We start from the raw sequence: 22,347 nt of genomic DNA on the forward strand, positions 1-22,347 counted from the left end.
CTCTTCGTTGAAAGGCGTGCTCTGTTCGGTTATGTGAAGGCCACGCGCGGCCGCCTGAGGTAGGCGCGCAGCTCCTGTTTGCCCATGCCGGTCAGCTCCGGGTCATGGCGTTTCGGCGGACTGTCGCCGGGTGCGGGCGTGGGTTTCGGCTTGCCGCGGTTGCGTTGCCCGTCCTTGGTCTTGACCCACACGAGCCAGCGCAGCGAGTATTCGATGCTGCGCAGCCACCAGTCGGCCGGCGTCCACGCGTTGCGTTCGTCCAGCAGGCTGGCGAGCCGGCTGCCGGCGGGCGCGTTGGCTGCGATGAGCCACACGTCACGCCACGACAGCAGCGGGCCTCCGAGCCATCTGAGGCGCAGGCCCAATCGGATGAGCTCGTATTCGAGCGCGTCCCGGTGGTTGGTGATGAGCCATTGGACGGCGGCTAGTCTTTTGGGCTGCCCGTCCACGCGGTGATGAACCCGTTCAACTGCTCGGGATGAAGCTGGTCGAGCAGCGGGTGCGCCTCCTCGGGGAAGAGCGTGTAGAAGCAGTCGATGTCGCCGTTCGTGATCGCCCTGAGGTCGCCGATGGTCAGCGCGTCGGGGCTCTTGACTTTGTAGCGGGTCTTCGAGCCGGGGAACTGCACCTCCACCGTCTCGTCGCCCTTGGGCTGGTAGTCGTTGATGATGATCGCCATGGTTGCCGTGTCCTTCCTGGCCATGCCGTGTCACTGCTTTGGTTGGAGTGGATCCGGTGGCGGCGGACACGGCATCGGCACCGCCACCGGACTGGGAACTGAAGGAGCGAACGGGGTCAGGCGGTCTTCGCCGACGTCGCCTTCGCCGTGGTCTTGCGGCGGGTGGCGGCCTTGACGGCTGCCTTCGCCAAGGTGGGCGTCTCCTCGTCGGTCAGCGCCGTCGGCTCGTCGCCGGTGGTCTCGGGAGTATCGGCGGTGACGTAGGCGATGTACTCGTAGGCGGTGTTGCCGTTGGCGTCGGGGAACGCGTTGATGGTGGGCGTGTAGGTGATGGCCTCGCCGTCCGCGTAGGTCACGTCGTCCACGTCGCCCGTCTTGCCGACCGGCACGACGATGCGCTTGACCCTGTTGCCGGTCATCGCGAACTCGAACACGTACACCAGTTCGGGCGGCTCCGCGCTGTTGTGTCTGACCGTGATCTGGTCCTTGCCGTCCACGGTCTTGATTTCGACGTTGCCGGGCCCGTAGGTGACGGCCAAGGTCTCGGGCGTGGTCTCCAACATGCCGAACTGGAAGCTCTCCGCACGGCTCGTCGTCACGCTCAGCACGCGGTCGCCGCCGAACGCGTTGATGTCCTCGCTGTCGCGGTCGATGGTGTTCGTCACGCCATCCTCGCTCAGGTAGCCGAGGTCGTGGAACTTGTCGGACAGCGCGGTGGTGGCGTCGGTGGGCGGGGTGGCCTCGCCTACCTTGCCGTACCATGCGCCGCCCGCGTAGCGTCCGCCGTCGCCGTGGGGCTTGCCGACCGACACCATCTGAGCATTGGGCTTGCCCATAAGTGGAATCTCCTTACATGTGTTTGTGCACCGTCAGTTCGGCGGTGATCTGATAGCGGGGCGTGTCCCCGTCCAGCGGATAGTTCGTCGTGGATTCGATGGCGATCTTCGCCACCGCCGGGATCCGCACGGCGCGTTCCAGCACGGTCTTCACCCGTTGGGCGAGGAACGCCGCCTGGACACGGCTGGTGTCCCAGCATTGGACGGCGAGCATGGGATGGTCGGTGAACGGGGTCTCCGCGCCGCCCGTCCGCTCCACCGTCACGAACCGGTCCGGCCGCCGCGCCGGCACGTCCGTCGAGACCGGGATGCCCGCAAGCTCGGGCTGCCGGTTGAGGAACTGGACGAGCGTGGTTTCGACGTTCATGGCGGCTAGTCCCTTCCGGCGTCCAACGATTTCAGCAGGGTGTTGTGCTTCGCGTTCGACCGTCTCGCATGCCGTGTGACCGCTCTCACCGCCCCGTGGGGCCTATCCGTCCTGATGACGTCGCCCACGTACCCCTTCGCGTTGTGCATACGGTTCGCCGCGGCCGCGACGGCCTCGGTGCGACGCTCGATGTCGCCTCGCACGCCGTCGCTGTTGAGCACGTCCAATACGCCGCTGCTATGCAGCCGGACTTTGACCTTGGCCATGGTTCAACCTTCCGTGTAGGTGGCTTCGACGCTCATGTTCCACTTGGTCGGCTGCATGCCGCCGTTGAGCGGCAGCGGATGGCCGACCACGTGATACGGGTGCGTCTCGTCGCCGCGCAGGACAATCCGACATCCATCGAGCGGACCGCCCGTGTAGTCGCGCGGGAAACGGAACACTGCATCCACGCGCATCCCGTCTGGACGGTTCGAGTCGTTGGCGTCCGTGCCGTCGGGCGAGTCCACGAGCACATTGGGCACCGTTTCGCGCTGTTCTTCGTAGACCGGGTTGTTGCCCTCGTCCACGCCGGACTGGACTCGGCGGATGACGGTGATGGTCTCGCCTCTCACGGGCCGCCTCCGCTCATGTCGAGGTGGAACGCGCGCGCCCTGCCACGCCCCAATCGGGCCTTCTCCGCTCTTGTCAGGTAGAGGTCGCCCATGGGATTGCTGTAGGTGAAGGATTCGCTGAAGCTGCCGGCGGTCTGCTGCGCGTTCGTCACGCCCAACCGTTCGTCGCCCACGCTCATCTTGCGGATGACCATCGCGCACGCGATCGACGCGAGCGTGCGTTCGGACGCCTGCGACCACTTGGGGCACGTGTCCATGATGATCTGCGTGGCGTCCTCCAGCAGCACGGTCGCGGTCTCGCGCTCCGCCTCGGTCAATGCGTGCCAGCGTCGCTCCACGTCCCTGTAGGTGGCGAACGGCCGGAACGCGTCATCGATCACTTGGCGATCAGCCCCCATGTACGCATCGTCGCGAGCATCGCCTTGATCGTCGTTCCCAGCGTCGCGGCGGTCGCGTCGGCGGCCGGATCCGTGATGGCGGCGGCCGTGGCGGGCTTGCCGCCCAGATTCGCCCACGTGGCGGCTACCGGGATGGACGGCTTGTTCGTCAGGTCAGTGTAGCTGCCGGAGAAGCTGGACGTGCCCGCCCCGATGGCCCTGCGCGCCGCAGCAGTGTCCACGGCGGCCATCACGGCCTTGCCGACCGTGGTCGCCCCGGACAACGTGGAAGCCGTCGGCATCGTGGGGATGGACGGCTTGCCGGTCAGGTCGCCGTACGCACCGCTGAAGCTGGACGTGCCCGCCCCGATCGCGGTACGCGCCACGGCGCCGGTCGATGCCTTCATCACCGCCTTGCCGATGGCGGATGCCCCGCCCAGCGTCTCCACGGTCACCACGGCACCCGCGCCGGTGAACGGCGTCCCGTCCGGGTTCACCAAGCGCACGGGCTCGGCCAGCACGGGCACGCCGCCCTCGCCGGTGTGGACTACGAGGGTCTTTACGGGGGTGACGCTCATCGCTTCACCGCCCGAGTGGTCTTGGCGCCGGCGGTCTTGAGCACGGCGATGGATGTCGGGTCGATGATCGCGTAGGAGAACACGGCCTCGCTCCTGTAGGCGATCTGGTTGCTGCCGGCCAAGTCCACGCCGGTGTTGTCCGGGTCGCCGTACGGGATGACCTCGGCCGTGATCGGACGCACCAGACGCCATTTGATCGTGCTGAAGTCACCCATGAACGCGAGCACGTTCGTCGCGTCCGTGGCGTACTCGCCCTCGACGGTCACGCTCGTGCTGGCCTTGATCCCGTCCAAGGTGCCCGTGTTCAGGCTCAACGGGATCTCCGGGAACAGGCGCCCGCCCGTGTTGGACACGCGCAGCTTGCGAAGCTCGTTCGCCAATGTGCGGGACAGGGCGACGCCGGTGATGTTCGCGCGCAGCAGCCTGTCGGTGAGCAGGTCGAGGTTGGCGAGCTGGTCGTCGGTGGCGGTCACCTGCACGCCCGTGGCGGACAGCGCCTCATAGCCGGTGAGTTTGTCGCCTGACGCAGGGTTGACCGCGTGGTAGATCACGTAGTCCAACGCCTCGCCCAACGCCGCGGCCTGGTCGGCCTGGATCGCGTCGAGGATCTGCAGCTGGTTGTCCTCGTCCGCCCACTGCAGCTGCTTGGAGACGCGCGTGGTGCACTGCACCGTGAACCGCTTGCCTTCCTTCGGGGTGATTGGCTGCTCGTAGCCGCTTTTCTTCGCGCCCTCGGCCACGACCTCGGCGCGCGCCTTGCCGGTGAACACGTTGTACTTGTCGTCCATGAACCCGAGCCTGTCCGCCGGGCTCAGGGTGGCGATCGTGCTGGTGTCGTGCGCCTTGCCCACCACCGCGAGACTCACGGACGTGGGCAGCGTCACCTGATTGGTCTGCAAAACCATAAAAACCTTCCTCTAAAGGGTTGAACGTTTACTTGGTGCTGAACAGCTGTCTGAGCAGTCCCGCGTTCGGATTCGGCTGGGCCTGCGGCGTGCCGGCCGGGTCCGCGACCTTCGCCGCAGACGGCTTCGCCTGCGCGGCCAGATACGACTTGATGGCCTGCGCGTGTGCGTTGATCTCCTCGGCCGTGTCGCCGCGCAGCAGATCCACCGGCACGCCGGTCTTCCTGGCTGCCTCGTCACGCCATGCGAGACGCTGCTGGGCGGTCTTCAGGTCGTTGAGTTCCCTCTCGGCGCGTTCGGCGCGGGCCTGAAGCTTCTGCGTCTCCGTGAGACTGGATTCCTTCAACGCGGCCAGCTCGTCCGCCGCGCTCTTGTTCGCCTCGGCCTTGCCACGCCAGCTCTTCGCCCGTTCGGCCTCGGCCTCGTAGCGTGCCTTCCAGTCGATGTTCTCCGGCGGCGAACCATTCTGTTCTCCGGTGTTCGGGGCGTCTTCTTCTTCGGCCATACGGCCTCCTTCCGCCCGAATCCGGGCATAAGAAAAGCCACCACGGACGAATCCGTGATGGCTTGAAATATGTGTTCGGTTGTTCAGCCGATCCAACGTCGGCGACGCTGGTAGGCGATGGGATGATCCCAGTCGCGCATATCGATGCCGCTGTTGGCATCACGTATGGCTGCCTTCAGGGCGTCGCGTATGGCTCGGCGGGAACCGTAATCGGTATCCCAGTCCTCGGCCAAGTGACAGATCGTGAACCGTCGTGCGGGGATATGGACGTCACGGCCGGTTACGTAGGCATAGGTCTTCACGTCGGGCACGAGCGGTGCCGGCTTGTGGCGGCTGTAGTAGGGTGGGCGCAGGCAACCGGCCTTGGCGGCTTCGTTCTGCATCACCCGATACGGGCGATCCTTCCATGTACGTGACATGGCATTTCCTTTCAGGTAGGTGATTGTTACCTACTCGAAAGGTGCCGTGAGATTCCTTGTCATCATATTCTCCAAGTCTGTGTCATCAGTCGGCCCATGCGGCGGGGAGAATCAACGTCCCGTTCTCTGCATGCTTCGGCTTGTACACGAAGTGATCGGGGATGCTCAAGATGGGACCGTCTTCATCATGCCCGACGACATGAATCCTCTCAACGCCTTTTTCTCCCTCGACATGGTTGCCGACACCGTTTCGGGAAACGTCCATCATGCCCTCCAATCAAAGACTAAATCGGACTATTCACCATTATCCACGGCATCATCTCTGACTGATTTGAAGTCGCGGTAATACATGTTGCCGAGGCCTGCGGGGGCGAAAGGCGCGCTGAACAGACGTTCGGCCTTACCTGTCTTCTTGTTGACGAACCACGCGCAATCATCGGCCTGAACGAAGTCAGGGGCCATGGGGACGGCGTAGTATTCATCGTCCTCGCCGCCCTCGGGGTCCGTGGGCATGCCGTGCTCGATCTGCTCGACGATGAGACGTGCCTGATGGTAGCTGGTGACTTTATCGCTCATGCTTGTCCTCCTTGACTTGGTGGCGTGGATTCGGCCCATTTGTCGTACTCGTCCTGATGCCGCCGCCACGAGGTGTCGTCGCGGTGGGTTCGTTGGAGTTTCCACTCGCTCCAGCTTCGCACGGTGTCGGGATCGCCGACCCATGGTTTCGCGTAGGCGGGCGCGTCGGTGAAGCTCGGCCGGCCGCCTTCGAGGAGGCTGTCGGTGGGTTCCATGTCGTCCACGCGCAGGAACCTGAGCTGGCCTTCCTTGATGTCGTCGGGATAGTAGTCCGGGCTCCGTCCGTTCTGGTATCCGTATTTCGTGTAGTCGCCGGGTTGGTAGTCGTACATGCGCACGGATTTCCAGCCGCTGGGCATTTGGACGACTTCGGCGTTCCAGATGTGCGCGTTGCCGTTCTTCCATGGGCCGGCGACGAAGAAGCGGCTGCCGGGCGGGTATTCGCGCATGGCCCGGATCGTCGCGTTGTTCGACTCCTTCCGGGTGAACTTGCGGTGGTTGCCGTTCTCGTCCACCCACATGTCGGCGATGTTCCAGTAGTAGCCGTCCGAGGATTTCTTGTGGTTGCCTACGGCCTGCACGTCGTAGCCCCTGAGGCGTAGTTCCGCCGCCTGTACGACGCGCTGGCAGTTGATGCCCCATGGGTTCTTCGAGAAGTCCGGCCGATACCCGTTGTCGAGCTTCTTCCTGATCCACATGTCCCATAGGGGGTTCACCTCGTCGTGCGTGATCTCCCTGAACGTGGCGCGGGGCGTCATGGTCTTCAGGGCGCGGATCTTCTCGCCCGGCCCGCCCTTGCGCCTGCCGGGGTCGAGAAGCTTGTGGCCCTGACCCACCTTGTCGGGGTGCATGTGACGCATGAGGTACGCGAGCGAGTTCACGTTGTTCGGGTCATACGGCCCGTACACGCTTTGCCCGCGTTTCGGCTCCCGGTAGGGTGCGATGTTCGCGAGCCCGGCCTTGAGGTCGGCGGGCATGACGCCCGTCTCCAGCGCGCGCCGCGCGGTCTCGTAGATGTTCAGGTATTCGTCCGGATCATAGCCTTCGATTCGGTTGCTGCCCTTGCCCCATTCGGGGACGATCTCGCACCGGCAGTTGCCGCCGTGGAAGCTCGTGCCGAAGTCGGCCGTGTCCTGGCTGGCGTAGATGTAGCCGCGCGACGCGAGCATGATGCAGAACGCGCACGGCTGCCGGCCGTTCGGCACCCTCGCGTATCGGGGCCTGTGCGGGTCGCGTCGCGCGTTGCTTCTGATGGTCTGCCGGCCGGGGTTGCGTATCTCCCGGTCCATGAGGTTGTTCAGGTAGCGCAGCAGCTCGTCCGGATTCGCCTTCTTCCCCTTGCCGGGATCGTCCCACAGGACGCCGGCCTTCCAGCGGATGAGCTTCCTGACGGCCTCGTCCCTGTTCGGGTTCTCGACCTCGGCGGTGAACGCGTCGTCGAAGTGCCTGGCGTACACGTGCTCGTACCAGTCGGCCGCGGCGGTGCTGGACATGTCCGAGTACTTGCCGATGATCGCCGGCACAAGGTCAAGCAGTATGTCCCGCTGCTTGGCGGCCGGCAGCCCGGCGATGTCCCACCACAGTTCGCCGAGGTCAAGCCTCGCGAGCCTGACCGCCTCCTGTTGGCTCGTCCTCAGTTGGTTGAGATCCTTGGTCGTCACCGGCATTGGCGCTCCTTAGGATCATGTCCAGCGCGTCCCGTCCACGGTCGCGCGACTGCTGCGAGAGCAGTGAGCGGATCTCGTCGCCGTCCAAGCCGAGACGGCGCAGCCCGACCTCGCTGGTCGCGTAGGATTGGTTGACCTGGCTGATCTTCACGTACGCGTCCGCCCGCGCCCCGTCGCTGATCTCCCGCGTCGGCGCCCACACCGGTCGCACCTGTTTCAGCTCGTCCGGCGGCTCCGTGAGCCCGTCCCTGAGGCATACGGCCATGCGGGCCAGTCTGGTCAGCTGCATGCCGAAGAGGCGGTTCTGCCGGTCGGCGCGGCGGGTGAGTTTGCGTTCGGCCGCGGCCATCGCCTCCGCCGAACTGGGGTTGTCCAAGGTGATGCCGAGCGAATCCACGGGCAGGTCCGTGTCCGACGCGACCACCAGAGCGATGGTCTTCAACATGTCCGAATGGGGTTGCATCGACGCCTGACTGATCTGCTGCAACGACGGCGAATCCCCGTCCTCGTCCTTGCTGATCGCATTGATCGAGCTCACGAGGCTGCTCCACGTGTCGGCGCTGAATGCGTCCTCGTCCATGCCGAGGAACCACAGCTTCGGCACCGCGTAGAACTCCGCGCTGGCCTCCATGCGCACCAGTGTCCGGAAGCCCATGTCGGTCAACGCCATCACCGGCCGCGTGATCCGCGAACAGCCCAACGGCTTCGACAATTGCGGGTCGCTGACCAACGGCACCACCGTCGGCTCAGGCCAGAAGGTCTCGTACCGTTCCGCCGTCCAACCGCCATAACCGTCTCTGGTGACCTGATAGACCACGCCGGGAAGGAACACGTTGAACGCGGTGACACGCCCCTTCGAGGTCGCGTCGTTGATCGTCAACGCGGCGGCCAGCCGGTTGCGCCGGCCGTCCCAGAGGGCGGCGGACCATTCCGCCGAACGCGGCGTCACCAGCAGATCGCCCGTGTCGGGGTCACTGGTGAGGGTGAGGAACGCGCACCCATGCGTATACGCGGACACCACGGTCTGCGGTACCGCCAACTGGAGGGCGTTCATGTCGGTCAGCTCGTCAAGCCCATAGGGGTCTTCGCCGTTGGGGTAGGTCCATCCGTCGAACACGGTCAGGTCGGCCAACGAGCGGACGGCCTTGGCGGGCCAGCCGATGCACGCGCTCACGTTCGCCTTGATACGATCCGGAATACTGATGCCGAAGTCCTTGAACCCCTCCTTCGCCCCGTAATAGCCGGTACGGATCAGGTTCCTCGGATACCGCTGCCGCCACACCTTCATCAACGTCCTGATAAGGGGCATGTCGTCGTCGGCGACGCCGGCGATGCGGGTGGCGCCGAACGAGGTGATGTCGAGCGGGCGCTTCAACGCGCTGGAGAAGATGCCCTCGTCAGCCATAAGCCACCTCGCTATCTCATTACTTTTTGCCTGCGTCCCGGCTTGCGTCGTGTCGTCCACGCGCCCTGCGTGGCGACGGTCACGGCCATCAGGGGACTGATGTCGATGTCATTGCCGGTCTTGTTCCACCCGAACGCGCCGCTGCGCCCGATCGGCCGTGTGGTCACGTTCGCCATCGCCTTCGCCAGCTGGGGCTGGTCCGCGTCGGGCAGATGACGCAGCATGCCGGCCTGGATCAGGTCGAGCATGCGCCCGCACGCCTGGCCCATCTCGTTGGCGGTCACGACCTTCACCGGCACGCGCCGCGCCTTCAACTCGGGCAGCAGCACCATGGCCGGCGACTGCGCGTCGATCGCCACGCACGCCGTACGCGACCACCGCGCCTTGATCCAGTCCGCCGCCCACGCCACGCCATCGCGATGCGTGTCCCGGTACTCCGCCAGCTCCACATGGGCCGAACCGTCCGCATACTTCATGCACGCGCCGATCGCCAGCGCACTGCGGTCGGGCGGCATGTCCAATCCGAACGACGTCACACCGCCATCCATGCGCTCGCTCACTTCGCCGTTCTTCCAGAGTTCGGGGTCGATGACGCTCACCGTGTTGGTCTCGTCCCAGATGCCCAAGCCCTCGCGCCGGAAGCTGTCCTCGCCGAGGTTCTTCCTCATGCGCAGGATCGCCGACTCCGACGTACGCGCCGGATACGAGGGGTTCGCCTTCCGCCATTGGCCGCGGTCCTCGGGATCAGCGTCACGGTCGGCGCTGAACTCCACATACAACGTGTCGTCACTGTCCCCATGCAACGCGTCACGCCGACGCCCCGAGAACACCTCGCTCGGATCGCTTGGCTTGGGCGGCGTGCCCATGTAGATGATCAACGGGTTCCGTGCGGCGTTCGTGGCGGGGATCATGTCGTCCAACGCGCGCTCGCCCAATATCTGCGCCTCGTCGAACACCTCGACGTCCACGTTGTCGAAACCACGACCGAACCCGTTCTCACGCGCACCGAACAACACACGAGAACCGTTCGTGAACGCGATCTCCTGCTGCCCGTTCGCCCGCCTCGGCTCGCCATCCACGTACCGGGCTATCGCCGGCTTCCTGACCAGCGAGCACATGAACTTGAACGTCTCATCCGACGTGCGGCTGCGATGCGCCGTCCACAGGACCTTGAGCGGATACTTGCTGAGGATGCACAGCATCACGATCATCGTGCCGATCGTGAACGTCTTACCCACCTGACGGCAAATGCTGATGACCACGCCGCCGATACCCGCCGCATACAGGCCGTCCGCCTTCTTGCCCAACATGCACCGGCCAAGACCATCCTGCCAATCGTCATACTCGATGCCGCACAACCGGGCCTGCGCCTTCACCCGCGGCCAACCCGTCGAAACGATGCCACGCGGCAGCACCACGTGCCGGGCTACGTCAGACAGCCTCCTCGTCGAACCCGTCATCCTCGACCTCCACCGCAACCGACGGACCAGAAACCCCGTCCTTGCCCTCCAAACGCTCGATCTCCCGACTCACCTCAAGCAAACGACGCGACAACGCCGCCAGATCACGCGGCGGCGTATCCAAATCAAACACCGCCTGCTCAAGCCGCTTCAACGTACGACGCAACAAGGTCAGGTACTCGTCCATGAGATACCTCCGATAGGCACAGAAAAAGCGGGGATACCACTCGACTTATCTCCAGCCCTATGGCTGGTCGCGCAAGGTCCCCGCTGTTGCTTCTCACACCAAGCTCCTATAGGGGCGAGTAGAGAAGCAGACGGTTCAAGCATAATGCGATAGGTCTGTTTGGAAAAAATCGGGGAGAGAGCGGCGCTATGACACAGGGGTGCGCCCGGAGGCGGCCGGTAGGATACCCTCCCCACGGTGCCGAACGGCGATGTTCACCATGTCGAGGTGCGGAACGGCACCGAAGTCGCCTTGACGCCATTCTCTCCTCGGACAGCTTGTCTGGCCCATTCGATGCTCTTGTTGCTTCTCAGCTCGTTGCACGCACGATGCGACAGCTTGCAGTTCGCGAACTCGTACGGACTTCCGCCCTTCGACACCGGCAGCAGCTCGTCCACTTCCGCACTCCACGGATCCCGCGCGGGCAACGTTTTGTCAACGGGCCTGCCGCAGATATGGCACGTATCGTAGGCGGCCAATACCCGTCTGCGCACGGCCCGTCTGCGAGCGCCGTTGGCGTACCGTGGGTTGCCGCGTGGCTTGGCCATGGGGTCTCCCGATAGAGGTGGCGTATAAGATGAACCCCCACGGAGAAAGGAGGAAAGCCGTGGGGGCTGGTGGAGGCCGTTGCGGTCTCAAGTCTTCGGTTGTCACTCGTGCGATCGAGTAAACGGCAACAATATCATTTTCGATGCGTTGCAGTTTTAACGCAAGTTGCAGTAGCCGCTGGAGCTACTAGATATTTCGGAATGCTGAGAGTAACGGGTTGTGGGCAATGCGTTACGCGGCGTTTTTCCTTCTCCTATTTCATTTGGTTCATCCCCGTGACGCTGTAACGGGGTAACGGGGCATTGGAAGGGGAAGTGGAAGAAGACGGTGGGGCGTCCATCTGCGTCATATCCGTTACAGCGTTTCGGTGCAAGGCGAAGCAATAATCAAAGAGGTCTTGAAGTTCCCCCTTCAAGACCTCTTTGTAATCAGGCCGCCTGTCCGAACTCTTCTGGCTTGCTCTGGCCCTTGCTTCTTTTCTTGGCCTCAGCTTCTTTCTTCTTTGCTTCCTCTTTGGCCTTCTCGATTCCTTTCAATCGTGCTTTGTCTACGGCGGAAGCGATTTCGTTGAGTCGTTCGGGCCATAAAGCTGCATAGGTGTCAAGCGTGATGCTTGCTGTGGCATGTCCAAGCTGTTTTTGCAGTGTTTTGACGTCGGCACCGTTAGCTATGGCAATGCTCGCGTACGTGTGGCGCAGTGAGTGAATGGTCACGCCTTCATCCTCCATACCGGCGTCTTTGATGATTTGATACCAGATGCGAGTGCGCCATGAATGATCCCATATGGGGCCACCTCGTGCTGCGCGGAACACGAAGTCGGTTTTGTCGCAATCATGTACCTGCTCCTTGAGTAACGGAATCAGGAAGTCCGGGAGCGCGACGGTACGAGCCTCGCCGTTCTTAGGAATTCCTAGTTTCATCTTGCCGGTTCCGTCGTCTGCCCATGTACGACGAATACGAGCCGTGCCCTTTTCGAGATTGAGATCTTGCACCTGCAAGGCCAGTGCCTCATTGATGCGAGTGCCTACATACGCTTGGAACCTAACTAGCAGACCGTCAACATCGCGCCCTTTTTTAGAGGCGCGATCGGCAAGCATCTCCACCTCGGGGATGGTAAGAAACACCATGTCATCGTTTTTACTCACGATTCTTGGAGTGATTACCTCGCGGGCGGGGTTTTCACGAATCCACTTGTTCTTGATGGCGTAATCGAATACGGCGACCATGACCACCTTCACGATGTTTCTGATGGATCGAGCGCTCAACGGCTTTGGCTTACGCATGTCGCCTTCTTTATCGAGCGGCAGTTCGGCCTTATAGTCGCCGGTGGTCAGGTCGTTCACCCATTTCTGGATATCCTTGAGGCTGATTTCGCGCAAAGTTTTACCGCCCCATGTAGGCTTGAGATATACGCGAATCTCTCGCTTGTACCTGCCGAGTGTCCCCGGTTTGACATCAAGTTTTGTCTGAATCCACTCATCGGCAACGTCTCCGAAAAGGCGTAAATCGGCATTGGGATCAATGTATCGGCCACTTCGCACATCGTCTTCCAAGGCCGCTTGGAATTCTTCGGCTTCCGACAGCTTCTCAAATCGTTTGGTCTTGGCCTGTTTGGTGCCGTCTGGCAAGGTCGCATACCAACGAACACGCCATCTGCTGCCGATTCCATATCTGGCGGTGCGCCATTTCTTGGGAACGCGCGCAGTCAGTGGATCCCTTGCATTCGCTAGGGAACGCTTGGCGGCCGTGCTGGGAGGCTTGCCTTCGTCGTCGCTCTTCAGCCACATGTCATCAATGAATACGCGTGCCATTGTCGTTCATCTCCTTTCGTTAGTAGTGGGGTACAAGGCGGCATTTCCATGGGTTGGCTTCGAGGATTCGCTGGATCTCTACGATGACGGCTCTTGTCACGCAGAGTTCGTTGGCGATCATGCAGGGGTCGGGTCCGTAGACCTGCTCGGCCTGTGCGTAATCCCGGAGATCCACGATGCGCTCGGCCGTCTCCTTGACGGTCAGACTCTCTTCGTTCTTGGCGGGCATCCACAGGTTCATTCCGGCATTGAAATGCTCCGCGTGGATGATCTCATGCAGTAGTGCGACTCGTTTCTGGTTGTCGTTCAGCCTCCCGTCGATGGTGATGCGATGCTTCAGGTGGTCGTAGCGCCCTAGGTGGTCGTCGTTGATTGTTCCCTCCACCACTTGCAGGCCCATGTTGCGGGCCACCAGTAGCAGATCGCTGTAGGTGTTCTTCAAGCTGTACCCTTCACTTCTGGTCAGTCTGTCGGTGTTTCCATCTCTCTGTATTTGTCGCTGTCGCGGTAGGCGGCGGTGGTGTACCCGTACTGCTGCTGTTGCTGCTGGTTGAGCAGGGCAATGCGGGTCAGCTGCTCCAACGTGGTGTGTTGCTTGTTTCTGAATTCAGTCTCGTATACTCCCATCTCGTCGTTGACGCGTTCGTGCGCGCGGGACACGATGACCCTTAGTTCGACGCCGATGCACAGACAGACCTTCTCGGCGACCTCCATGGGGATGGAGGGTTTGGCGTTCAGCCAGTTCGCCATGGATGACCTGGCATGTCCGAGCTGGTCGGCGATCTGTGCCTGCGAGAAGCCGCGGGAGCGAATGGCGCCTTTGAGCTCGGCGCCGAGGTACTTGGCGAACAGTTGCGCTCTAGTGTCGATTTCATTAGCCATGCCACCACTATAGCATGTATTTCTACTAACGCAATTAGTCATATCAAGTCATTTTCGGGTTGCAGGTTCTCTGGAAAGCAAATAGCATTAGCCACATGACCAACAAACAGTCCATGGCGGACAGATGGATCGGGGCAACGGTGTCCCGGTTATTGAAGGAAGACGGCTACAAGTACTCGGACATGGCACGCCGCATGCGCATGCCATACAGCACGTTCAGCGCGAAACGGCACGGGCGATCCCCGTTCTCGTTCCCCGAGATTTACGCGATCTGCCTGATCACCGGACGCGACCCGGCGGAATTCGTCCCACCCAAGTCGCATCTGCGTCTTCTGCCCAAGTATCCCGGCAAATAGACCCCAAGGAAAGGAAGAAAGAATGAAGGACGATCCGATTCTCGGAGAAGAGACCATCAGAAGGAAGCGAGCCGCAATCAGCCGGTTCCTGCCTCTACTCAACACGGCTACAGGTGACCGCCGGCCGTATGTGGCGGAAGTCACCGCACGCCGCAGCGGCGAGAAGCCTCGGTCGTTCGGCTCGGTCACGCTTGCGCCCGGCATGGGATCCATTGAGGGAAACATCCATGCGCACGAACTGGAGATCGGCTTCGTCGGCATGGTGCTCAGCCTGTACGGCGATGTGCTCGTGAACACCGGCGCCCGGCTGCTGGACCTTCCCGATGGCGATGACGTGGGCGAACGTTCGGTGCACGAGCACGATGAGATCACGCCGATCGACTTCTAGGGGCCATCATGTGCGAACAGATGACCGAACCTGAGTTGTTCGATTCGTTGCAGGACACGCTCAAACCGATGAACACCACCAAGGACGTGGCCGCCACTGGGATCTCCGAAGGCACGTTGGGCTACTGGCGGTCGATGGGCATTGGCCCGAAATTCGTCAAGGTCGGTCGGTCGGTGCTCTACCCGAAGGAAACGATTCTCGAATACTTCCGCACCCACGTCTACCAGTCCACCAGCGAGGTGAGAGGCGAATGAACGACATTCTCAACCTAGACAGCCTGCTGTTCGTCAGACAATGCCGAGCAGGCCGCATTCCGCCGAAAAGGTCAGCACGTCGCAAACGTCGTCCACGATCCCAGCCGATGACCGACGAGGAACGGCGTACATACAACCGCGACTACCAACGCCAACGGCGTGAGGATCCATGGGAGAGGGACAGAGACCGCGCCTATGCGCGCGACCACTATTACCGCAACCGGGAGAAACGACTGCGACAGATGAAGGAATACCAGCAACGCCTCAAACGAAAGGAGGGCGACAATGCCCAGAAGTCTTAAGACGGCCCGGCGCGCAGGCGCGGCGATGGAGTCGCGGACGGTGGACTACCTGCGTTGGGCGCTGGATGACGATCGGATCGAACGCCGGCACCTTACAGGATCCAAGGATCGCGGCGACATCGCGGGCGTGCGCTTCCTCGGCCACCGGGTGGTCGTCGAATGCAAGAACACCGCCCAGATGAACGTCTCCCAGCACCTGCGGGAAGCGGAGATCGAGCGGGGCAATGATGACGCGCTGATCGGCGTGGTCGTCCAGAAGCGTCCCGGCATCGGCATCGACTCCCGAGACGGTCAGGCCAGACAGCTCGTACTTATGACCTTGGAATCGTTCGCGCTCATGCTTAATGACGGGCTCCCGCTCGGCCCAGACGCGGAGGCGGCGACATGCTGATCCGCAGATACCTGCCGCGATGCCGCACATGCGGCGTGCTCTCCAAGCCGGCGAGCGCGGACGCCGCCTATGAGACGGGACGCCGGCACGGCAAGGACAAGCCCGGCCACACGGTCGGGGTGATTCCCATCAAAGTCGAGGAAAGGAAACGACCATGAACGATAACGCGACGACCGCCGGAAACCCTGACGGCGAGGTGAAGTGGGAGACGTTGCAGGCTCAGGCCGCGCGCATCGCGTCCCTTCAGGTGGACATCAAACGGGCGCAGGACGAAATCGACCGGCTCAAGACGCAGATCCTTGAGAACTGGCCCGTCGGCTCGTACGAGGCTGGCGATCTGAAGGTGCAGGTCAAGGCCGGCAGCCAGCGGCTGGACGCGAAACGGTTCGCGCAGGCCTATCCGGCGGCCAGCAACCCGAAGCTGTACAAAGTCGCGCCGGACGTGTCGGCCGCCCGCCGCGCATTGGGCGAGGACGCGCTCGCCGACCTGATGCGTCGCGACAAGGCTTCGGTGGTGGTCAAATGAGCGCCGTCGATGTGATGGCCGTGCTCGCCACCGCCTCAAACACGGATCCGGCGACGGCGACACCGCCGAAGCCGGCTGTCGAACCGCAGGCCTCGCCGTATGAGGAGCTGCGCGTGGAACCGACACTGTGGCCGCAGATCAGGGAGATCATCGAGTCGAGCATCGCGAACGCGCCACGCGAACGGCAGAAGGCCATCGGCCCCAGCGAGCTGGGCACGGACTGTCTGCATTGTCTGGCCGCGAAGCTGGCCGGATGGCCGAAACGCAAGGGCGTGGCATGGCTGCCGTTCATCGGCACATGCGTGCACGAGCATTTCGAGCGCATGTTCTCCGACCTGAACCCGCACGGATTCGACGAGAACGTGAGAAACCGCCCATACGAGACGGAGATGCGGGTCACGGTCGGCTCGCTCCACGGCATCACGGACGGCTACGAGGTCAGGGGCTCTATCGACCTGTACGACCGGAGGTCGGCCAGCACGGTGGACTGGAAGATCGTGGGCGCGACCACTCTCAAGGACGTGAAGGCCCACGGCCCCTCCCAGACCTACATGGTGCAGGCCAGCCTCTACGGCATCGGATTGAGGAACGCAGGCGAGCAGGTGGAACGCAACTGCATCTTCTTCCTGCCGCGCAACGGCATCAGCCTCAACGACGCCCTGCCCGTGGAGATGCGCTTCGACGAACGGCCCGGCCTGTGGGCGCTGGCACGCGCCCAGCTTCTGGTCACGTTCCTGGATCTGATCGAACAGACGGACGGCACCGAGATGCGCGACGCGTGGATCCGGCTCCTGCCGGCATCGGCCACGCACTGCTTCGACTGCGGCTCATGGCCCGACGACCGGAACCGCACAATCCCCGAACTGCGCAAGCCCGACACCGTACAGGTGCCCGACACATGGCAACGGCTCATCCCGCTGCTGCAACCCACCTACCAACCCAACCAGCAATCCACCAGTCAACAGTCAACCAAATAACCAAGGAGCAGCACCATGTTCGCACAACCCAACCAATCCAACGTCAACACCCAGCAGACGGTCACCCTGCCCACGCTCGCGCAGGTCATGGCCGGCGGCACCCCGTCGTTCTTCCAACGAGAGGATCCCATCGGCACATCCGTGACAGGCACCGTCGAAAGCATCGAGGCGCAGCAGCAAAGGGACATGGACACGCAGGAACCGAAATGGTTCGACAACGGCCAGCCCATGATGCAGGTCGTCATCCACGTCGCCACCAACCTGCGCGACAACACCATCCCCGGCGACGACGGCGTGCGCGCCGTCTACGTCAAAGGCAAGAACCTCGGCACGCTTCGTCAGGCATCACGCATCGTCGGCCGCGACTTCCCGCACGTCGGCGACGGGTTCACCGCCACCTACACCGCCAACGGCGAAGCCAAGAAGCGCGGCTGGAACCCGCCCAAGCTCTACAGCTACGAGATCGTGCCCAACCAGACACAGGTCGCCCAAGCCATGAACGCCACGCCCCAGCAGACCGCCACGCCGGCAACCCAGTTGGCACAGCGACCGGTAGCACAACAGCCCACGTTCCAGCAACCGCAGGTGAACGCCATACAGATCCAACAGCTCGCCGCCACCGGACGCAACGCGGCGGAGATCGCCGGTTTCCTCGGCATCCCCGAACAAACCGTCCGCGACATCATCGGCGAGGAACCCGAGTTCTAGACGAACAGCCCGAGCCGTACCCAAGCGGCCTCCACGCATGCGACAGACGCGGCGGGCACAAGAGACCTACGGCAAGACTTCGACGAGTGAGAAATGAGGCGATAAGGATGAACGCACCGTTCAGGCACCAGTGCTCGATCATCCCGGACGGGCCGAGCAACGTGCAGACCGTGCTCATGGGCATGCGCGTCTCGTCGGACGCATGGCGGCATACGTTCTACGACCGTCTCGGCCGCAGCGTCGATGTGCCACGCAACGAGATGAACAAGAACCGGCCATACTTCGACGACGGGTATGCGAAGGCGTTGTGGGATTTCCGCAACGGTTCCATGCTGCTCGGCGAGGATGGGCGAACCCTGTATGTCAGGGACGTGGATCTGACCGGGGCAAACCAGCTTCTGGATTCCTGGCATGCCATCGGATCCCTAGAGGACGAGTACCACGTGACGGGCCGCACGCAGGTGTATCTGCCGTGGAACGTGCAGCTCCGCGTCGAATGCGCGAAACTGGATCAGCGCGTCCGCCACGGGGTGAAATTCCGCAACATGGCGTTCTACCGCATCGACGGGCGCGTGCGTCGCATACTTCCCGAGAATCCGCTGTTCGCCAACCCCTTCGAGATCAGCATGGACGTGGACTATTGCGACGATCTGGTCGCCAAGGCCGGTGAGTTCCTTCGCTTCGTCACGGCGGACGGCCACAGCGCCGAGAATCTGGGGCGCATGTTCGCCACGCCGCTGCTGGAACCGTACAAGCATCTGTTTTACGTGCTATACGGCAGCGGCGGCAACGGCAAGGGCATTCTGCTCGATACGCTGCATCGCACCTTCCCGAAACTCGCGGCGGCCGTCACGTCGAAGACCCTGCTGGGTGGACGCAACGGCAACGGCAACTTCTCCACGGATCAGGAGACCCTGAAGCTGATCGGCGCACTGTGGGCGTACGACGAGGATGCGGACACCATCACTTTGGAGCAGGCCACGCTGCTGAAGAAGATCGGCACAGGCGACACGTTGGTTGCCCGGCGAGTGCAGGAGAACGCGGTCAGTTTCAGGAACAAGGCCACCTTCATCATCGCCTCCAATAATCCGGTCATCATGAGCATGACCGCCGCCTTGGAAAGGCGCCGCGTGTTCGTACGCATGCAGGACGGTCGGGCCGAATCCGAGTTCGCCGAGCTGCTGAGGTTCCGTGACGAATACGGGGTGGCCCCGTTCCTCATGGCTTCATGCCGGCTATGGGAGATGCGCGGCGACACCCCGTGGAACGACGTGGTAATCGGATCTGCCGACGACCTCACCGAGGCGCAGCAGTGGATCGTGGACTGCATCGTGGCCGACGGGTACGCGGTGAGCGGACGCAACCCCTATCGGGAAACCGATTCCGGGCACCGCAACACCGTCGTCAAGCTCGGACTCATGTCGAAAACCAAGCGCGTGGACGGCGAAGTGGTGCGGGTGCTCGTCGTGAAGAACGAACGCACGTTCAGCGTGTACCGCGAACGCGCGGCCAAGGACCTTACCGAGGCGATGGAGGAGCCGGACGTGTTTGCGAGCGTTCCGTCATTGCCGCAGCCATTGCAGGCCGATTCCATTCCCACTCCCGACGAGTGCGGCTTCCCCGTGACCTTCGGAACGGTCGGGGAAGGCAAACGCTCCTACGACTGGGCCAAGAACCGTACTCTGCCCGCCGGCAGGCGGCCTCCGGAAAACACGACGGCGTATGCGGTGGTGCCTTCCGCCGGCGTAGCCGTCATCGATCTGGACGTGGCCAAGGATCCGGCATCCGGCGAAGTACTTCGGGACGAGCAGACCGGATGGGACGTATTCAACCGGCAGATCGGAACGTATGGGTCGCCGGACTTCCCGCGAACCTATCTGGTCGGCACGCCCACGGGCCGGGTCAACGGACTCGCCTCGGCGCACGCCTACTACCTGATACCCGACGCGCTGCGCGGACGACTGAAGAACGCAGTCCACGAGAAAGGACTGCCGATCGACATCCGTTGCGAGGGCAAGGGATACGTGGTCGGCGCAGGTAGTCGCATCCCCACGGGCGATTATCTGCTGCTGGATACGCCGGACGGATCACCTCCGGTCATGCCGCCGAAGATGGTGCGATGGCTCGAATCACACCAGTACGTGGAAGGAAGGAACCAACTCGCGTCAACCGGTAAGACAGGTGTTGGAATCCCGTCGCTCAGCGAAGTGATGGACCGGCGGATCCCATTGGAGCGAGCAAAGGCCGGAAGACCAGACATGACTCCGATACCGGCCGGCAGCCGCAATAACGATCTCCACGCATGGGCATACGGACGACTTGCGAACCATCCCGAGAACGCGGACGCCATCCATGACGATCTGTTTACGAGGGGGAGAGCGAGCGGACTGAAGGACAGCGAAATCGACACCATATGGAACTCCATCACACGTCAGCTGGGAGTGAGGTGAACCGATGACCAGACGAAAACCACCATGGTTCAAGAACCTCTGTCCGGCCGGCGTGAACCCCGCTCGCCTCATCGCGAGAAAGTGCGAGACATGCCACGAATGGGTTGCCGTGGACACCGGCGGACCCATCGAGGAGAAATACGATCCGGGGATCCTGGACGGCGACGACCTCGTTGCCGCCATCATCCTGGGCATCCGTTTCACCCGTATCCAGCCGATCTCCGGAACCGGGCTGATTACACTGCGCACCCCCTGCGGCGAGCGCGGCATCAGCCCCAACGGCAAGTATCTGGCCGAACACCGATGCTTCCGCGCACCCATCAGTCTCAAACCCTACAAACCGGCGAAACCGGCGACGCCGCAACAGTGGACTGATGGCCCGCAACTATCCGAAGAAGACATCAACCGATTCGAGATCGCATGGAGGCGACCGCTATGAACCCCAGACGCAAACCACGACTACGCATCACCTTCCGCAAACCCGAGCGGACAATCCACCGCCTTGCGCAGTTCATACCCACGGCAACGGCCATGCTGCGCCGCCCATCCGGATGCGTCGGCTTCGGTACCCCGGCCGGATACACGCGCATCTGTTCATGCGGCTACCAGAGCCGCGACCCCGGACGATTCTGCAAACACGTCACCACGGAAACCATCAAGGAGACCATCATGAACGACCCGCTCATCTTCCTCGACGAGCACAAACCCGCGTTCAAGCACCGTCTGATCGACACGGCAGGCAAGGGGAAGGTACTCATCTGCTCATGCGGACGCGACTTCCGATCCCTCATGCGCATGCAGGAACATATCCGCTACATGAACGAAGGAGACCGCAATGAGTGAGTCCCACCTCGTCATCACCGAAAGCAGTGAACACGGACTGCGCTGGTGGTGCTCATGCGGATACGACACCGATGACCTGCGCGAATTGGAGAACCATGTGAACCGGGAGGACGAACATGACCGGACGATGCGTGAACAATGACGGGGCTGACACGTCCATCGGACGTCTGCTCTGCCATGACTGCGAACAGCGTCTGCAGGACCATCTCGCCCGGATAGGCGAAGAGATCACGCCGCTGCTACTGATCGCCACCAAACAGGCCAGCGTCAACATGCAGGGCGGGGACGGACACGCTGCGCCGGCGGAGGCACCATCGCCCCTGCGCGATGACATGTGGGAGCTTTACTGCCAGACCGAACGTCTCATGCGACAACTGGCCGTCAGATTCGACTACCAGAGAGCTGCCGATCCGGACACGACCGTAGCGGCATTGACCCGTGCGGCGCTCGCCGACCCGGATCCGCTGCTGTCCTGCGGTGACGTGCTCGGTTGGTACGAGGACATCGTCGATCTATCGGAGGGGATCCATATTGCGGTCAATCCGGCGAAGCCGCGCATCGCGTTCGGCGCGTGCCCGGGCTGCGGAGGCGTGGTGTGGGGTGATCCCGACGAACAGGATGGCGAGTGCGCAGGCTGCGGCGAACGGGTGAACCGACGCGCCGTAGCCGACCGGTTATTGGCCCGGTTGATCGTCAGCGAAGTGCGGGGAACTCCAGCCGAGTTGAGTGACGAGTGCGCGAAGGCAGGAATCCGGATCCCGGCAAGCACGATTCGCTCCTGGACTAGCAGAGGAAGGTTGCGCTGTGACGCCGATGGCATGCTGAATCTCAGCGAGCTCGTACCTCTGTTGCGGAGACGCGCTAATTACGGCATTCAGGAACGGCCATCATGATGGCTCCTGCAGAAGCTGTTCGTTTGTGAATGTCGAAATCTTAATGGTTTGATTGCGGTATGTGATGGTAAAAAGAATCCCTACCTCCAAAACAGAGGTAGGGATTTCTAGTCGGGGCAGCGGGATTTGAACCCACGACATCCAGTACCCAAAACTGGCGCGCTACCAAGCTGCGCTATGCCCCGTAAATCTCACGCAAGAACAACCTATCAGTCTATTAAACGGCATGGACAGATTTTCTCCGTGGGGACTCAAAAGCAGACCGGAAAACGCTCCCGAAAACCATGAGGTCTGCGGTCATCGTTACCCATCGTTACCATGAGCCATTTTTCAGTTTTTGTCGAAGCGCTAAACCGCAAGCGGCAGTAGTGCTCAGCGGCGGTCACAGCAGCAATGCTTTGGT

Annotated in this window: 35 protein-coding genes and 1 tRNA gene; 14 read left to right on the plus strand and 22 right to left on the minus strand. The window is 62.4% G+C overall.

All coding sequences use genetic code 11. The features are described 5' to 3' along the window. Positions 1 to 29: 29 nt before the first annotated feature. The 21 genes from BG22_RS02755 to BG22_RS02855 all read right to left on the minus strand — a co-directional run bounded on the left by BG22_RS02755 (position 30) and on the right by BG22_RS02855 (position 13,856). Positions 30 to 449 carry a DUF5361 domain-containing protein gene (locus BG22_RS02755; RefSeq protein WP_140492950.1) on the minus strand — a complete coding sequence of 140 codons (420 nt, stop codon included), beginning with the start codon at positions 447 to 449 and terminating at the stop codon, positions 30 to 32. Continuing rightward, on the minus strand, positions 425 to 679 hold the full coding sequence (locus tag BG22_RS02760; RefSeq protein WP_140492953.1) for a hypothetical protein: 255 nt from the start codon (positions 677 to 679) through the stop codon (positions 425 to 427). Before BG22_RS02760 ends, BG22_RS02755 begins: the two co-directional genes overlap by 25 nt. A 116-nt stretch (positions 680 to 795) precedes the next feature. Continuing rightward, on the minus strand, positions 796 to 1,515 hold the full coding sequence (locus tag BG22_RS02765; RefSeq protein WP_140492956.1) for a hypothetical protein: 720 nt from the start codon (positions 1,513 to 1,515) through the stop codon (positions 796 to 798). Positions 1,516 to 1,528: 13 nt separating this feature from the next. After that, positions 1,529 to 1,882 carry a hypothetical protein gene (locus BG22_RS02770; RefSeq protein ID WP_140492959.1) on the minus strand — a complete coding sequence of 118 codons (354 nt, stop codon included), beginning with the start codon at positions 1,880 to 1,882 and terminating at the stop codon, positions 1,529 to 1,531. Between the two features lie 5 nt (positions 1,883 to 1,887). Further along, complete coding sequence (locus BG22_RS02775; RefSeq protein ID WP_043165847.1) at positions 1,888 to 2,148, minus strand: hypothetical protein; 261 nt, start codon at positions 2,146 to 2,148, stop codon at positions 1,888 to 1,890. Between the two features lie 3 nt (positions 2,149 to 2,151). Beyond that, positions 2,152 to 2,496, minus strand: a complete 345-nt coding sequence (locus tag BG22_RS02780) for a hypothetical protein (RefSeq protein WP_140492962.1) — start codon at positions 2,494 to 2,496, stop codon at positions 2,152 to 2,154. Next, positions 2,493 to 2,894 carry a Gp19/Gp15/Gp42 family protein gene (locus BG22_RS02785; RefSeq protein WP_140492965.1) on the minus strand — a complete coding sequence of 134 codons (402 nt, stop codon included), beginning with the start codon at positions 2,892 to 2,894 and terminating at the stop codon, positions 2,493 to 2,495. Before BG22_RS02785 ends, BG22_RS02780 begins: the two co-directional genes overlap by 4 nt. Next, positions 2,873 to 3,451 (minus strand): hypothetical protein, encoded by a 579-nt coding sequence (locus BG22_RS02790; RefSeq protein WP_140492967.1) that lies wholly within the window; start codon positions 3,449 to 3,451, stop codon positions 2,873 to 2,875. The genes BG22_RS02785 and BG22_RS02790 overlap by 22 nt, the downstream gene beginning before the upstream one ends. Beyond that, on the minus strand, positions 3,448 to 4,356 hold the full coding sequence (locus tag BG22_RS02795; RefSeq protein WP_140492970.1) for a phage major capsid protein: 909 nt from the start codon (positions 4,354 to 4,356) through the stop codon (positions 3,448 to 3,450). Before BG22_RS02795 ends, BG22_RS02790 begins: the two co-directional genes overlap by 4 nt. Before the next feature lie 28 nt (positions 4,357 to 4,384). Further along, positions 4,385 to 4,861: a hypothetical protein gene (locus BG22_RS02800; protein WP_140492973.1), complete on the minus strand. Its 477-nt coding sequence runs from the start codon at positions 4,859 to 4,861 to the stop codon at positions 4,385 to 4,387. 83 nt (positions 4,862 to 4,944) lie between these two features. Next, the gene (locus BG22_RS02805; protein WP_140492976.1) at positions 4,945 to 5,280 is read right to left on the minus strand and encodes a hypothetical protein; all 336 of its coding nucleotides are present in this window, start codon (positions 5,278 to 5,280) and stop codon (positions 4,945 to 4,947) included. A gap of 85 nt (positions 5,281 to 5,365) precedes the next feature. Further along, positions 5,366 to 5,548 (minus strand): hypothetical protein, encoded by a 183-nt coding sequence (locus tag BG22_RS02810; protein WP_140492979.1) that lies wholly within the window; start codon positions 5,546 to 5,548, stop codon positions 5,366 to 5,368. A gap of 26 nt (positions 5,549 to 5,574) precedes the next feature. Then, a complete protein-coding gene (locus tag BG22_RS02815; protein WP_140492982.1) occupies positions 5,575 to 5,856 on the minus strand; it encodes a hypothetical protein in 282 nt (93 codons plus the stop codon). Beyond that, positions 5,853 to 7,523 (minus strand): toxin glutamine deamidase domain-containing protein, encoded by a 1,671-nt coding sequence (locus tag BG22_RS02820; protein WP_140492985.1) that lies wholly within the window; start codon positions 7,521 to 7,523, stop codon positions 5,853 to 5,855. Before BG22_RS02820 ends, BG22_RS02815 begins: the two co-directional genes overlap by 4 nt. After that, positions 7,450 to 8,928 carry a phage portal protein gene (locus BG22_RS02825; protein ID WP_140492988.1) on the minus strand — a complete coding sequence of 493 codons (1,479 nt, stop codon included), beginning with the start codon at positions 8,926 to 8,928 and terminating at the stop codon, positions 7,450 to 7,452. Before BG22_RS02825 ends, BG22_RS02820 begins: the two co-directional genes overlap by 74 nt. 11 nt (positions 8,929 to 8,939) lie before the next feature. Next, positions 8,940 to 10,388 carry a terminase gene (locus tag BG22_RS02830; RefSeq protein ID WP_140492991.1) on the minus strand — a complete coding sequence of 483 codons (1,449 nt, stop codon included), beginning with the start codon at positions 10,386 to 10,388 and terminating at the stop codon, positions 8,940 to 8,942. Continuing rightward, a complete protein-coding gene (locus BG22_RS02835) occupies positions 10,360 to 10,575 on the minus strand; it encodes a hypothetical protein (protein WP_055427261.1) in 216 nt (71 codons plus the stop codon). Before BG22_RS02835 ends, BG22_RS02830 begins: the two co-directional genes overlap by 29 nt. Before the next feature lie 254 nt (positions 10,576 to 10,829). Then, positions 10,830 to 11,162: an HNH endonuclease gene (locus BG22_RS02840; protein WP_107041725.1), complete on the minus strand. Its 333-nt coding sequence runs from the start codon at positions 11,160 to 11,162 to the stop codon at positions 10,830 to 10,832. Between the two features lie 429 nt (positions 11,163 to 11,591). Then, entirely contained in the window at positions 11,592 to 12,974 is a 1,383-nt protein-coding gene (locus BG22_RS02845; protein WP_140492994.1) for a site-specific integrase, read from the minus strand. Between the two features lie 19 nt (positions 12,975 to 12,993). Next, entirely contained in the window at positions 12,994 to 13,416 is a 423-nt protein-coding gene (locus BG22_RS02850) for a hypothetical protein (RefSeq protein WP_140492997.1), read from the minus strand. A 20-nt stretch (positions 13,417 to 13,436) separates the two neighbouring features. Beyond that, a complete protein-coding gene (locus BG22_RS02855) occupies positions 13,437 to 13,856 on the minus strand; it encodes a helix-turn-helix transcriptional regulator (RefSeq protein WP_140493000.1) in 420 nt (139 codons plus the stop codon). Positions 13,857 to 13,951: 95 nt separating this feature from the next. Here BG22_RS02855 and BG22_RS02860 point away from each other — a divergent pair, with 95 nt between their 5' ends. The 14 genes from BG22_RS02860 (at position 13,952) to BG22_RS11065 (ending at position 21,944) form a co-directional block, all read left to right on the plus strand. Beyond that, complete coding sequence (locus BG22_RS02860; protein WP_140493003.1) at positions 13,952 to 14,212, plus strand: helix-turn-helix transcriptional regulator; 261 nt, start codon at positions 13,952 to 13,954, stop codon at positions 14,210 to 14,212. Between the two features lie 22 nt (positions 14,213 to 14,234). After that, complete coding sequence (locus BG22_RS02865; protein ID WP_140493006.1) at positions 14,235 to 14,600, plus strand: hypothetical protein; 366 nt, start codon at positions 14,235 to 14,237, stop codon at positions 14,598 to 14,600. An 8-nt stretch (positions 14,601 to 14,608) separates the two neighbouring features. Next, on the plus strand, positions 14,609 to 14,854 hold the full coding sequence (locus BG22_RS02870) for an AlpA family transcriptional regulator (RefSeq protein ID WP_219846844.1): 246 nt from the start codon (positions 14,609 to 14,611) through the stop codon (positions 14,852 to 14,854). Further along, positions 14,851 to 15,156 carry a hypothetical protein gene (locus BG22_RS02875; protein WP_140493009.1) on the plus strand — a complete coding sequence of 102 codons (306 nt, stop codon included), beginning with the start codon at positions 14,851 to 14,853 and terminating at the stop codon, positions 15,154 to 15,156. Before BG22_RS02870 ends, BG22_RS02875 begins: the two co-directional genes overlap by 4 nt. After that, positions 15,140 to 15,547: a hypothetical protein gene (locus tag BG22_RS11060; RefSeq protein ID WP_140493011.1), complete on the plus strand. Its 408-nt coding sequence runs from the start codon at positions 15,140 to 15,142 to the stop codon at positions 15,545 to 15,547. Before BG22_RS02875 ends, BG22_RS11060 begins: the two co-directional genes overlap by 17 nt. Next, complete coding sequence (locus BG22_RS10780; protein WP_156101986.1) at positions 15,541 to 15,705, plus strand: hypothetical protein; 165 nt, start codon at positions 15,541 to 15,543, stop codon at positions 15,703 to 15,705. Before BG22_RS11060 ends, BG22_RS10780 begins: the two co-directional genes overlap by 7 nt. Beyond that, a complete protein-coding gene (locus BG22_RS02885) occupies positions 15,702 to 16,073 on the plus strand; it encodes a hypothetical protein (RefSeq protein ID WP_140493014.1) in 372 nt (123 codons plus the stop codon). The genes BG22_RS10780 and BG22_RS02885 overlap by 4 nt, the downstream gene beginning before the upstream one ends. After that, complete coding sequence (locus BG22_RS02890; RefSeq protein WP_140493017.1) at positions 16,070 to 17,050, plus strand: hypothetical protein; 981 nt, start codon at positions 16,070 to 16,072, stop codon at positions 17,048 to 17,050. The genes BG22_RS02885 and BG22_RS02890 overlap by 4 nt, the downstream gene beginning before the upstream one ends. Before the next feature lie 15 nt (positions 17,051 to 17,065). Then, positions 17,066 to 17,758, plus strand: a complete 693-nt coding sequence (locus BG22_RS02895) for a helix-turn-helix domain-containing protein (RefSeq protein ID WP_140493020.1) — start codon at positions 17,066 to 17,068, stop codon at positions 17,756 to 17,758. A 107-nt stretch (positions 17,759 to 17,865) separates the two neighbouring features. After that, positions 17,866 to 20,208, plus strand: coding sequence for a bifunctional DNA primase/polymerase (locus tag BG22_RS02900; protein ID WP_140493022.1), 2,343 nt, complete (start codon positions 17,866 to 17,868; stop codon positions 20,206 to 20,208). 4 nt (positions 20,209 to 20,212) lie between these two features. After that, entirely contained in the window at positions 20,213 to 20,647 is a 435-nt protein-coding gene (locus BG22_RS02905) for a hypothetical protein (RefSeq protein ID WP_140493025.1), read from the plus strand. Beyond that, entirely contained in the window at positions 20,644 to 21,051 is a 408-nt protein-coding gene (locus tag BG22_RS02910) for a hypothetical protein (protein ID WP_140493029.1), read from the plus strand. Before BG22_RS02905 ends, BG22_RS02910 begins: the two co-directional genes overlap by 4 nt. After that, on the plus strand, positions 21,044 to 21,193 hold the full coding sequence (locus BG22_RS10785; protein ID WP_181163347.1) for a hypothetical protein: 150 nt from the start codon (positions 21,044 to 21,046) through the stop codon (positions 21,191 to 21,193). Before BG22_RS02910 ends, BG22_RS10785 begins: the two co-directional genes overlap by 8 nt. Beyond that, on the plus strand, positions 21,168 to 21,944 hold the full coding sequence (locus tag BG22_RS11065; RefSeq protein ID WP_258186176.1) for a hypothetical protein: 777 nt from the start codon (positions 21,168 to 21,170) through the stop codon (positions 21,942 to 21,944). The genes BG22_RS10785 and BG22_RS11065 overlap by 26 nt, the downstream gene beginning before the upstream one ends. 111 nt (positions 21,945 to 22,055) lie before the next feature. Here the strand turns inward: BG22_RS11065 and BG22_RS02920 are convergent. Further along, a tRNA-Pro gene (locus BG22_RS02920) sits at positions 22,056 to 22,129 on the minus strand. Positions 22,130 to 22,347 lie beyond the last annotated feature (218 nt).

Origin of the sequence: Bifidobacterium sp. UTBIF-78, from assembly GCF_006408945.1 — a bacterium.
GTDB lineage: Bacteria > Actinomycetota > Actinomycetes > Actinomycetales > Bifidobacteriaceae > Bifidobacterium > Bifidobacterium myosotis.

What these genes read in the sequence shown, in the direction of transcription:
- BG22_RS02760 (WP_140492953.1), bottom strand. Translation starts at nt 679, where the DNA reads ATGGCGATCATCATCAACGACTACCAGCCCAAGGGCGACGAGACGGTG.
- BG22_RS02765 (WP_140492956.1), bottom strand. Translation starts at nt 1,515, where the DNA reads ATGGGCAAGCCCAATGCTCAGATGGTGTCGGTCGGCAAGCCCCACGGC.
- BG22_RS02770 (WP_140492959.1), bottom strand. Translation starts at nt 1,882, where the DNA reads ATGAACGTCGAAACCACGCTCGTCCAGTTCCTCAACCGGCAGCCCGAG.
- BG22_RS02775 (WP_043165847.1), bottom strand. Translation starts at nt 2,148, where the DNA reads ATGGCCAAGGTCAAAGTCCGGCTGCATAGCAGCGGCGTATTGGACGTG.
- BG22_RS02785 (WP_140492965.1), bottom strand. Translation starts at nt 2,894, where the DNA reads ATGGGGGCTGATCGCCAAGTGATCGATGACGCGTTCCGGCCGTTCGCC.
- BG22_RS02790 (WP_140492967.1), bottom strand. Translation starts at nt 3,451, where the DNA reads ATGAGCGTCACCCCCGTAAAGACCCTCGTAGTCCACACCGGCGAGGGC.
- BG22_RS02795 (WP_140492970.1), bottom strand. Translation starts at nt 4,356, where the DNA reads ATGGTTTTGCAGACCAATCAGGTGACGCTGCCCACGTCCGTGAGTCTC.
- BG22_RS02800 (WP_140492973.1), bottom strand. Translation starts at nt 4,861, where the DNA reads ATGGCCGAAGAAGAAGACGCCCCGAACACCGGAGAACAGAATGGTTCG.
- BG22_RS02805 (WP_140492976.1), bottom strand. Translation starts at nt 5,280, where the DNA reads ATGTCACGTACATGGAAGGATCGCCCGTATCGGGTGATGCAGAACGAA.
- BG22_RS02810 (WP_140492979.1), bottom strand. Translation starts at nt 5,548, where the DNA reads ATGATGGACGTTTCCCGAAACGGTGTCGGCAACCATGTCGAGGGAGAA.
- BG22_RS02815 (WP_140492982.1), bottom strand. Translation starts at nt 5,856, where the DNA reads ATGAGCGATAAAGTCACCAGCTACCATCAGGCACGTCTCATCGTCGAG.
- BG22_RS02820 (WP_140492985.1), bottom strand. Translation starts at nt 7,523, where the DNA reads ATGCCGGTGACGACCAAGGATCTCAACCAACTGAGGACGAGCCAACAG.
- BG22_RS02825 (WP_140492988.1), bottom strand. Translation starts at nt 8,928, where the DNA reads ATGGCTGACGAGGGCATCTTCTCCAGCGCGTTGAAGCGCCCGCTCGAC.
- BG22_RS02830 (WP_140492991.1), bottom strand. Translation starts at nt 10,388, where the DNA reads ATGACGGGTTCGACGAGGAGGCTGTCTGACGTAGCCCGGCACGTGGTG.
- BG22_RS02835 (WP_055427261.1), bottom strand. Translation starts at nt 10,575, where the DNA reads ATGGACGAGTACCTGACCTTGTTGCGTCGTACGTTGAAGCGGCTTGAG.
- BG22_RS02840 (WP_107041725.1), bottom strand. Translation starts at nt 11,162, where the DNA reads ATGGCCAAGCCACGCGGCAACCCACGGTACGCCAACGGCGCTCGCAGA.
- BG22_RS02845 (WP_140492994.1), bottom strand. Translation starts at nt 12,974, where the DNA reads ATGGCACGCGTATTCATTGATGACATGTGGCTGAAGAGCGACGACGAA.
- BG22_RS02855 (WP_140493000.1), bottom strand. Translation starts at nt 13,856, where the DNA reads ATGGCTAATGAAATCGACACTAGAGCGCAACTGTTCGCCAAGTACCTC.
- BG22_RS02860 (WP_140493003.1), top strand. Translation starts at nt 13,952, where the DNA reads ATGACCAACAAACAGTCCATGGCGGACAGATGGATCGGGGCAACGGTG.
- BG22_RS02865 (WP_140493006.1), top strand. Translation starts at nt 14,235, where the DNA reads ATGAAGGACGATCCGATTCTCGGAGAAGAGACCATCAGAAGGAAGCGA.
- BG22_RS02870 (WP_219846844.1), top strand. Translation starts at nt 14,609, where the DNA reads ATGTGCGAACAGATGACCGAACCTGAGTTGTTCGATTCGTTGCAGGAC.
- BG22_RS02875 (WP_140493009.1), top strand. Translation starts at nt 14,851, where the DNA reads ATGAACGACATTCTCAACCTAGACAGCCTGCTGTTCGTCAGACAATGC.
- BG22_RS11060 (WP_140493011.1), top strand. Translation starts at nt 15,140, where the DNA reads ATGCCCAGAAGTCTTAAGACGGCCCGGCGCGCAGGCGCGGCGATGGAG.
- BG22_RS10780 (WP_156101986.1), top strand. Translation starts at nt 15,541, where the DNA reads ATGCTGATCCGCAGATACCTGCCGCGATGCCGCACATGCGGCGTGCTC.
- BG22_RS02885 (WP_140493014.1), top strand. Translation starts at nt 15,702, where the DNA reads ATGAACGATAACGCGACGACCGCCGGAAACCCTGACGGCGAGGTGAAG.
- BG22_RS02890 (WP_140493017.1), top strand. Translation starts at nt 16,070, where the DNA reads ATGAGCGCCGTCGATGTGATGGCCGTGCTCGCCACCGCCTCAAACACG.
- BG22_RS02895 (WP_140493020.1), top strand. Translation starts at nt 17,066, where the DNA reads ATGTTCGCACAACCCAACCAATCCAACGTCAACACCCAGCAGACGGTC.
- BG22_RS02900 (WP_140493022.1), top strand. Translation starts at nt 17,866, where the DNA reads ATGAACGCACCGTTCAGGCACCAGTGCTCGATCATCCCGGACGGGCCG.
- BG22_RS02905 (WP_140493025.1), top strand. Translation starts at nt 20,213, where the DNA reads ATGACCAGACGAAAACCACCATGGTTCAAGAACCTCTGTCCGGCCGGC.
- BG22_RS02910 (WP_140493029.1), top strand. Translation starts at nt 20,644, where the DNA reads ATGAACCCCAGACGCAAACCACGACTACGCATCACCTTCCGCAAACCC.
- BG22_RS10785 (WP_181163347.1), top strand. Translation starts at nt 21,044, where the DNA reads ATGAGTGAGTCCCACCTCGTCATCACCGAAAGCAGTGAACACGGACTG.
- BG22_RS11065 (WP_258186176.1), top strand. Translation starts at nt 21,168, where the DNA reads ATGACCGGACGATGCGTGAACAATGACGGGGCTGACACGTCCATCGGA.